The following is an 8,484-nucleotide window of genomic DNA, read 5'->3' on the forward strand; positions in this document are numbered from 1 at the left end:
GGCGCCGGCCTGGCTATTCTCACCAGGTGAGCGAGCGAAAGCGGGTGCTCGCCGACGCCGCTCTCGGGGTCGCGACCTCCACCGTGGTGGCCGTCGCCATCGCGATGGACCTCGGCGGCGCGCGGGCACCCGATCCGGTGGCGTACCTGTTCGCGCTGTGCCTCGGCGCGCTCATGCTCGTGCGCCGCCAGTTCCCGGTGCTGGCGCTGGCCGCGACGACGGCCGGGCTGCTCGCCTACTACGCGGCCGGGTACCCGCCGGTCGGGCTGGCGCTGCCCGTCGCGGCGGCCCTGTTCTCCGCGGCCGAAGCCGGGAAGGCGCGCGTCGCGGCGGTGGTGGCGGCGGCGGTGGTGCTGGTCAGCACGGTCTTCCGGTTGCGGCAGGGCGAGAACCCGGACTACCTGCTGGGCTTCGAGCTGGCGTCGACGGTCGGGCTGATGCTGAGCGCGATCGCGCTGGGGGCGTTGCGCGCCGAACAGCGCCGCACCGCGCGGCAGGCGGCCGCGGAACGGGAGTGGGAGGCCCGGCGCCGGGTCGAGGAGGAACGGCTGCGGATCGCGCGGGACCTGCACGACGCCGTCGGGCACACGCTGGCCGTGGTGTCGGTGCAGGCCAGCGTTGCCGCCGAGGCGCTGGACGACGATCCGGACGCGGCCCGCTCCGCGCTGACGACCCTGCGGCTGGCCGCCGACGAAGCCGCCCACGACCTGCGCACCACGCTCGGCCTGCTGACCGACGACTCCGGCCGCGCCCCGGTGGGCAGCCTGCGGCACCTGGACGCCCTGGTCACCGCGACCGTCCGAAGTGGTCTGGCGGTGACCGTGTCCACCGAGGGCGAACCGGTCGCGTTGCCCGCCGCGGTGGACACGACGGCGTACCGGATCGTGCAGGAGGCCCTGACCAACTGTCTCCGCCACGCCCGGGCGAGCAAGGCGGAGGTGCGGGTGCGGTACGAACCGGACCGGCTGCGGATCCAGGTCCGCGACGACGGCGCCGGCGCCGAACTGCCGGTCCGCACCGGCCGCGGGCTGGACGGGATGCGGGACCGGGCCGAACTGCTGGGCGGGTCGGTGGCGCTGGATTCCCGCCCGGGCGCGGGTTTCCGGATCGACGCGAGCCTGCCGGTGGAGCCGCGATGATCCGGGTGGCGCTCGCCGACGACCAGCACCTGATGCGGGCCGGCCTGTTCGCGCTGCTCGCCCGCGCCGACGACATCACCGTCGTGGGCGAGGCCGCCGATGGCGCGGAGGCCGCGCTGGCCGCGCTGACCGCGCGGCCGGACGTCGTGCTGATGGACATCCGCATGCCCGGCGTGGACGGCATCGAGGCCACGCGGCGCATCGTCGCCGACCCGCGGTTGCGCGCCGTGCGGGTCGTCGTGTTGACCACCTTCGACACCGACGAGCACATCCTCGACGCGATCCGCGCCGGGGCCTCGGGTTTCCTGCTCAAGAACACCGAGCCCGGCGACCTGCGGGCGGCCGTGCGCACGGTGGCCGGCGGGGAGGCGTTGCTGTCGCCGTCGGTGACCCGGCGCGTGATGGCGGCGGTTGCGCGGGGGCACCGGACCGACCCGGCGCGGCTGGCGCACCTGACCGGGCGGGAACGGGAGCTGCTCGCCGAGGTCGCCGCGGGCCGGTCCAACGACGAGATCGCCGGGCGGCTGTTCCTGAGCCCGGCCACCACCCGCACCTACGTGAGCCGCCTGCTGTCCAAACTGGACGCCCGGGATCGCGCGCAGCTGGTGCACATCGCCTACGAGACCGGTCTGGTCCGTCCCGGCGACGCCGGTCAGTGACCGCAGCCGCGCCACCGCGGCGTGACCACCCCGGCCAGCACCACGTCCACCACCTGCTCCGCCAGGTTCCCGGTGACCGGTAGGTGTCCGAAGAGGACGCGGTAGTAGGTGGTGGATGCCAGCATGTCGAGCACGAGACCCAGGTCGAGGTCCGGGTCGAGGTCGCCGCGCTCGATGCCCCGGCGCAGGGCCTGCGCGGTGGACGCCCGTCGCGTGTGGAAGTAGTCGCGCAGGAACACCGCCGAAAGTTCCGGATCGTCGGCGAGGTCGGCGACCAGGGCGGGCAGCACGCGCCGTCCGATCCTGGTGGTGAAGGCCTCGCTGAGCGTCCGGATCCCGGCGATGAGATCGCAGCGCGTGCACCCGGTGTCCGGCGTGGGCACCGCGCCGACGGTGGCCACCAGTGCGTCGACGACCAGGTGCTGGCGCCCGCGCCACCGGCGGCGCAACGCGGGCTTGCTCGTGCCCGCCCGGCTCGCCACGGCTTCCAGCGTGAGGCCCGCGTAGCCCACCTCGTTCAGCAGGTCCACCGTCGCCTCGCGGACAGCCCCGTCGATGCGCTCGTCGCGTGGCCGTCCCGCCCGGGTGCTCGTCACAGGGCCCATCCTAGCACTTCCATTCCGTTCCGATACGGAACATAATTGCCGCCATGACTGTCTCCTCGACTTCCGAGGGTGTGCTCTCGCCCCGCTACCGGGCTCGCACCGTCGGCATCGTGCTCACCGTCGGACTGGTCGCGCTCGAGTCCCTCGGCGTGGCGACCATCCTCCCGGACATCTCCCGCCTGCTCGGCGGCCTCGGCTCCTACGGCTGGGCGCTGGCCGCGCTGATGCTGGCGAACATCGTCGGCACCGTCCTCGCCGGTCACGCCGCCGACCGCGGCGCGCCGGCCCGCCCACTGGCCGCCGGGGTGATCGCGTTCGCGCTCGGCAGCGCGCTGGCCGGTCTCGCCCCGTCGTGGACGCTGTTCCTGCTCGGCCGGTTCACGCAGGGCCTCGGCGTCGGCGCGGTGATGGCGATGGCCTACACCTTGATCGGGCTGGTCTACCCGGAACGCCTGCGTGCCCGCATGTTCGCGCTGCTGTCCTCGGCCTGGACGATTCCGTCCCTGGTCGGCCCGGTCGTCGCGGCGGCGGTGGCGAGCACGATCGGCTGGCGGTGGGTGTTCCTGGCCATGATCCCGCTCGCCGCGATCGCGGCCTGGTGCACGCTCCCCGGCCTGACCACGCCGGCCACCCCGGCGCCGGACGGCTCCCGCTGGCGTCCGCTGGTCGCCAGCGTCGCACTCGCCGCGGGCACCGCCGTCGTCCTGGCCGCGCTGGAACTCCACACCGCCGCGGTGCTGGTCCCGCTCGCCGCGGCCGGGCTGGTTCTCGCCGTGGTCGCGCTGCGGCACGTCACCCCGGCCGGGACCCTCACCGTCCGGCGCGGGGTGCCGGCCGGGGTGGTCGTGCGGTTCCTGCTGTGCGCGGTGTACTTCGGCACGGAGGCGTTCCTGCCGCTGGGGCTGACCGAGCTGCGGCACGTGAGCGCGTTCGAGGCCGGGCTGGGGCTGTCGGCCGGGGCGCTGAGCTGGGTGGCCGGCTCCGCGGTGCAGGCGAAGTGGGACCGCAACCGGCGGGCGGCCGTGGGGCTGGGCTTCGCGGTCCTGGTGGCCGGGGTGGCCGTGCTGGCCTACGGCGTGCTCGTCGGCCCCGGGCTGCTCGCGGTGCTCGGCTGGGTGATCGGCGGGTTCGGCATGGGTGTCGCGTTCAACGCCGCCACCACCGAAACGCTCGGCCGTGCCGCGGACGGCCAGCAGGGATCGGTCAGCGCGGCGCTCCAGCTGGCACAGACCCTGGCGACGGCGGTCGCGAGTGGACTGGGCGGCGCGCTCATCGCCGCCCAGGGTGCGGTGACCCCCGCGTTCCTGGCGGTCTTCGCCGGCACCGCGGTGCTCGGCCTCGCTGGCGTCCTCGCGGCCCGGCGGATCACCGTGTGACGCAGATCTCGCCCACCCGGAGCTTGCCGAGGCGATCACCGCTGTATTAGCACTCTTAACAGGAGAGTGCTAATTGCATAGACGGTCCGAGGAGGCAGCTTGAGCAGCGCGCATCGCCCCGCGTGGAAGGCCCGATCTGTTTCGCACGCCGCCGTGCGCCGCGACGACCCCGACCGCCCGCTCCGCGTGGCGATGGTCGTCCCGCCCTACTTCGACGTTCCGCCCAAGGCGTACGGCGGGGTCGAGGCGGTGGTCGCCGACCTCGCGGACGCCCTCGTCGACCGCGGGCACCAGGTCACCCTGATCGGGGCCGGCCGCCCCGGCACCAAGGCGCGGTTCGTGCCGGTGTGGGACCGCACCGTCCCGGAGCTGCTGGGCGAGCCCTACCCGAGGTCATGCACGCGATCGCCGCCCGCCGGGCCGTGCAGCGCCTCGCCGCGACCGAGGGTGTCGACGTGGTGCACGACCACTCGCTGGCCGGGCCGCTCAACGCCCCCGCTTACGGTGTGCCGACGGTGGCGACCGTGCACGGCCCGGTGGGCGAGGACATGGCGCGCTACTACGCCGAACTGGGCGACGACGTGCACCTGGTGGCGATCAGCAACCGGCAGCGAGAGCTGGCGCCGGACCTGAACTGGATCGGCACCGTCCACAACGCACTGCGGCTGGCCGACTGGCCGTTCGAGTCCGAAAAGGACGACTACGCGCTGTTCCTCGGCCGGTTCCACCCGGACAAGGCGCCGCACCTGGCGCTGGAGGCCGCGCACCGCGCCGGGCTGCGGCTGGTGCTGGCCGGCAAGTGCGCCGAGCCGATCGAGAAGGAGTACTTCGAGCGGGAGGTCCGGCCGCGGCTCACCGAGAACGACCACGTGTTCGGCGTCGCCGACGCGACCGCGAAGCGCGAGCTGCTCGCCAAGGCCCGCTGCCTGCTCTTCCCGATCCAGTGGGAGGAGCCGTTCGGGATGGTCATGATCGAGGCGATGGCGTGCGGCACGCCGGTCGTGGCGCTGCGGTCGGGCGCGGTGCCGGAGGTCGTGGTCGACGGCGTCACCGGACTGGTGCGCGACGACCCCGCCGACCTGGCGCAGGCCCTGCGCGACGTCCGCCACCTCGACCCGGCGAAGTGCCGCGCCCACGTCGCCGAGCACTTCGACATCGGCGGGCTGGGCGCGGGTTACGAGGCCGCGTACCGGCGGGCGGTCGAGGTCAGCCGCCTGCGGCGGGACTACGCGGCACTGGACTCGGCGCTCGACCGCGCGTACGACCAGATGGACAACGACGGCCCCGCCCTGCAGCCATCCGGAGGACGGCCATGACGCCGGAGGCGTTCAACGCCGGCGAACCGGTGCCCGTGACCAGCGCGGGCGGCACGGTCACGCTCGTCGAGGGCAGCACGTTCTGCCTGTCCGGCACGAACGGCGACATCCAGCCGGGCACCTCGCACGGCCTGTTCTTCCGGGACGCGCGGCTGATCTCGCGGTGGGAGCTGCGGCTGGACGGGCAGGCCCCGCACCCGCTGTCGGTCCTCTCGCCGGAGGCGTTCGCGGCGCAGTTCGTGCTGCGCCGCAACCCGAAGCCGGGCCAGGCCGACAGCACGCTGCTGCTGGTGCGGGAACGCCTGGTCGGCGACGGCCTGCGGGAGACGATCACGCTGCGGAACCTGGGCCGGGAGAACACCGTCGCGACGCTGACCCTGCACGTCGACGCGGACTTCTCGGACCTGTTCGCGGTCAAGGAGGGCCGTCCCGCGCACGGCGGGGCGGACGCCACCGTGGCCGGGTCGGAACTGCTGCGCGACCGGTCCGACGGCTCGCGTGGCCTGTCGGTGAGCGCCACCGCCGACCCGCTCACCGCGCCCGGCGTGCTGAACTGGCGCGTCGTCGTGCCCGCGCGCGGTGAGTGGTCGACCGAGATCGTGGTGCAGCCGACCGTCGGGAACCGGCGGGTGCGGCCGCAGTTCGACCGCGGCGAGGAGGTCGAGGCGAGCGGCCCGGCACGCAAGATCCGCGCCTGGCGCGACGTGAGCACGGTGATCGCCGCCGACGACCCGGTGCTCACGCAGGTGTTGCAGCGCACCGAAAGCGACCTCGGCGCGTTGCAGATCCACGACAGCAGCCAGGACGGCCGCCCGTTCGTCGCGGCCGGCGCGCCGTGGTTCATGACCCTGTTCGGCCGGGACAGCCTGCTCACCGCGTGGATGGCGCTGCCGCTGGACGTCGGCCTCGCGCTGGGCACGCTGGAGACGCTGGCGGAGCTGCAGGGCAAGCGCGTCGACCCGCTGACCGAGGAGGAACCCGGGCGGATCCTGCACGAGCTGCGGCTCGGCCCGGACAGCGACCAGGTGCTCGGCGGCAGCCACTACTACGGCACGGTGGACGCGTCGCCGTTGTTCGTCATGCTGCTGGCCGAGTGCTGGCGCTGGGGTGCGGGCGAGACCGCGGTGCGGGCGCTGCTGCCGGCGGCCGACGCGGCTCTGGAGTGGCTGGAGCGCTACGGCGACCGCGACGGCGACGGGTTCGTCGAGTACCGGCGGGCGACCGACCGCGGCCTGCTCAACCAGGGCTGGAAGGACAGCTTCGACGGCATCAACGACGCGGCCGGGCGGCTGGCGACCACGCCGATCGCGTTGTGCGAGGTCCAGGGCTACGCCTACGCGGCCTGGCTGGCGCGCGCCGAGCTGGCCGACGCGTTCAACGACCCGGCCACCTCCGCGCGCTGCCGCGAGCGGGCCGAACGGTTGCGGGAGCGGTTCGCGGAGGCGTTCTGGCTGCCGGACCAGGGCTGGTACGCCGTCGCGCTGGACGGGCGCAAGCAGCCGCTGGACGCGTTGACCAGCAACACCGCGCACTGCCTGTGGTCGGGCATCGCGACCGACGAGCACGCGGCCGTGCTGATCGAGCGGCTCAGCCGGCCGGAGATGGACAGCGGGTACGGGCTGCGGACGCTGTCCTCGGCGATGGGCGCCTACAACCCGATGAGCTACCACAACGGTTCGGTGTGGCCGCACGACACGGCGATCGCGGTGGCCGGGCTGCTGCGGTACGCGCACCTGCCGGGCGCGGTGGACCTGGCGCAGCGGCTGGCGACCGGGCTGCCGGCCGCGTCGGCGTCGTTCGGCGGGCGGCTGCCCGAGCTGTTCTGCGGGTTCTCGCGGTCGGAGTTCAGCCCGCCGATCCCCTACCCGACGTCGTGTTCACCGCAGGCGTGGGCGAGCGCGGCGCCGCTGCTGCTGGTGCGGTCGTTCCTCGGGCTCGAACCGCACGTTCCGCAGCAGCGGCTGGCGGTGCGCCCGCACCTGCCGGGGCAGTGGGGCCGGGTGCGGTTGTCGGATCTGCGGCTCGGGGAGCTGACCGTGCACGTCGAGGCAGATCACGAAGTGGCCAAGGTTCGGGGGCTGCCGGAGGGCTGGGACCTGCGCGTAGCTGGGTGAACGCGGTTCCGGGGTGATCCGCGTCGCAAGCTGCGGGGTTGATTCCTTAGGTTAGCCTTGCTTGACTTGGCGCACTTTGTCGCAGTTCCTTCGAAAGGGTGTTGCCATGTCTCGCAGGGTTCGCCTGCCCGGACTCCGCTCGCTCGTGGCCGTTTCGGTCGCGGGCGTGCTCGGCCTCGGGCTCGTGGCGTGTGGCAATGTGCAGGATTCGTCGACGCAGACGGCGTCCTCAGCGAGTGCCGACGCGTCGGCCTTCCCGGTGAGCATCACGCACAAGTTCGGCACCACGAAGATCGAGAAGGCCCCGCAGCGGGTGGTCGTGATCGGCACGTCGAGTGATGATCTCGACGCGGCGGTGGCTCTCGGCGTCACCCCGGTCGCGTACTTCAGCAAGGACGGCTCGGCGAGCGTGCCGCCGTGGCTGCAGGGCAAGATCGACCCGGCCAAGACGCAGATCATCGACGCGGCGAGCGGGGTCAACGCCGAGCAGGTCGGCGCGCTGACGCCGGACCTGATCCTGGCCACCGCGGACTACGGCCTGGAGCAGGAGTACGAAAACCTGGCCAAGATCGCGCCGACGATCGGGTACGCGACCGAGTGGGGCGCGCAGACGTGGCAGGAGCACGTGGACGTGGTCGCCCAGGCGCTGGGCAAGACCGGCGAGGCGGCTGCGGTGAAGGCCTCGGCCCAGGCCGCGATCGACCAGGTGAAGGCCCAGCACCCGGCTGCCGCGGGCAAGACGTTCACCGCGTCGGTGGGCAACACGGCGGGCAAGATGTTCACCCTGGCGTCCGAAAAGGACTTCGCGGTGCAGCTGCTGCAGTCGACGGGCCTCAAGCTGAGCCCGGCGGTGGCCGACGCGTCGAAGAACGAGTCCGGCAGCCCGACGGGCACGCTGACGCCGGAGCAGTACGACAAGCTCGCCGCCGATCTGGTGATCGTCGCCTTCACCTCGCCGGACCTGCAGCAGGCGTTCGAGAGCAACCAGCTGGTGTCCGGCATCAAGGCGGGCAACTACCTGGTGACCGACATGCAGACCATCTCGGCGCTGCGCTACCCGACGGTGCTGGACATCCCGTGGGTGCTGGAGAAGCTGAAGCCGGGGTTCGCGAAGCTGGGTTGATCTTCTGACCCAAGGGCCCTCCCCGCTGCGGCGGGGAGGGCCCTTTTCGTTGCCACACAACCGCCACCCGGCAACGAGAGCCAACCACCCCACGAGCACCCCCCTCCCGCAACCCGATCCCCAGCCACATCGGTTGCCGAACACTGAGAGAT

The 8,484-nt window shown here is 73.2% G+C and carries 6 protein-coding genes and 1 pseudogene; 6 read left to right on the forward strand and 1 reads right to left on the reverse strand.

The window, feature by feature from the left end:
* The first annotated feature begins 26 nt into the window (after window positions 1–26).
* Window positions 27–1,139: a sensor histidine kinase gene (locus tag D0D28_RS10685; RefSeq protein WP_240323153.1), complete on the forward strand. Its 1,113-nt coding sequence runs from the start codon at window positions 27–29 to the stop codon at window positions 1,137–1,139.
* The gene (locus tag D0D28_RS10690; protein WP_116110470.1) at window positions 1,136–1,798 is read left to right on the forward strand and encodes a response regulator; all 663 of its coding nucleotides are present in this window, start codon (window positions 1,136–1,138) and stop codon (window positions 1,796–1,798) included. Before D0D28_RS10685 ends, D0D28_RS10690 begins: the two co-directional genes overlap by 4 nt.
* On the opposite strand, the gene D0D28_RS10695 is transcribed toward D0D28_RS10690, so the two are convergent.
* Complete coding sequence (locus tag D0D28_RS10695) at window positions 1,792–2,403, reverse strand: TetR/AcrR family transcriptional regulator (RefSeq protein ID WP_167481477.1); 612 nt, start codon at window positions 2,401–2,403, stop codon at window positions 1,792–1,794. The two genes, D0D28_RS10690 and D0D28_RS10695, sit on opposite strands and share 7 nt — an antisense overlap.
* 44 nt (window positions 2,404–2,447) lie before the next feature.
* On the opposite strand from D0D28_RS10695, the gene D0D28_RS10700 reads away from it, so the two are divergent.
* From D0D28_RS10700 to D0D28_RS10715, 4 genes and pseudogenes are all read left to right on the forward strand, one after another.
* Window positions 2,448–3,779: an MFS transporter gene (locus D0D28_RS10700; RefSeq protein ID WP_116110471.1), complete on the forward strand. Its 1,332-nt coding sequence runs from the start codon at window positions 2,448–2,450 to the stop codon at window positions 3,777–3,779.
* Window positions 3,780–3,932: 153 nt separating this feature from the next.
* Window positions 3,933–5,095: pseudogene (locus D0D28_RS10705) on the forward strand (glycosyltransferase family 4 protein).
* The gene (locus D0D28_RS10710) at window positions 5,092–7,209 is read left to right on the forward strand and encodes an amylo-alpha-1,6-glucosidase (RefSeq protein WP_116110472.1); all 2,118 of its coding nucleotides are present in this window, start codon (window positions 5,092–5,094) and stop codon (window positions 7,207–7,209) included. The pseudogene D0D28_RS10705 and the gene D0D28_RS10710 overlap by 4 nt, the downstream one beginning before the upstream one ends.
* A 106-nt stretch (window positions 7,210–7,315) precedes the next feature.
* Window positions 7,316–8,332, forward strand: coding sequence for an ABC transporter substrate-binding protein (locus tag D0D28_RS10715; protein WP_240323154.1), 1,017 nt, complete (start codon window positions 7,316–7,318; stop codon window positions 8,330–8,332).
* Window positions 8,333–8,484: the final 152 nt, after the last annotated feature.

Source organism: Amycolatopsis ruanii (assembly GCF_003385175.1).
Classification (GTDB): Bacteria; Actinomycetota; Actinomycetes; order Mycobacteriales; family Pseudonocardiaceae; genus Amycolatopsis_E; species Amycolatopsis_E thermalba.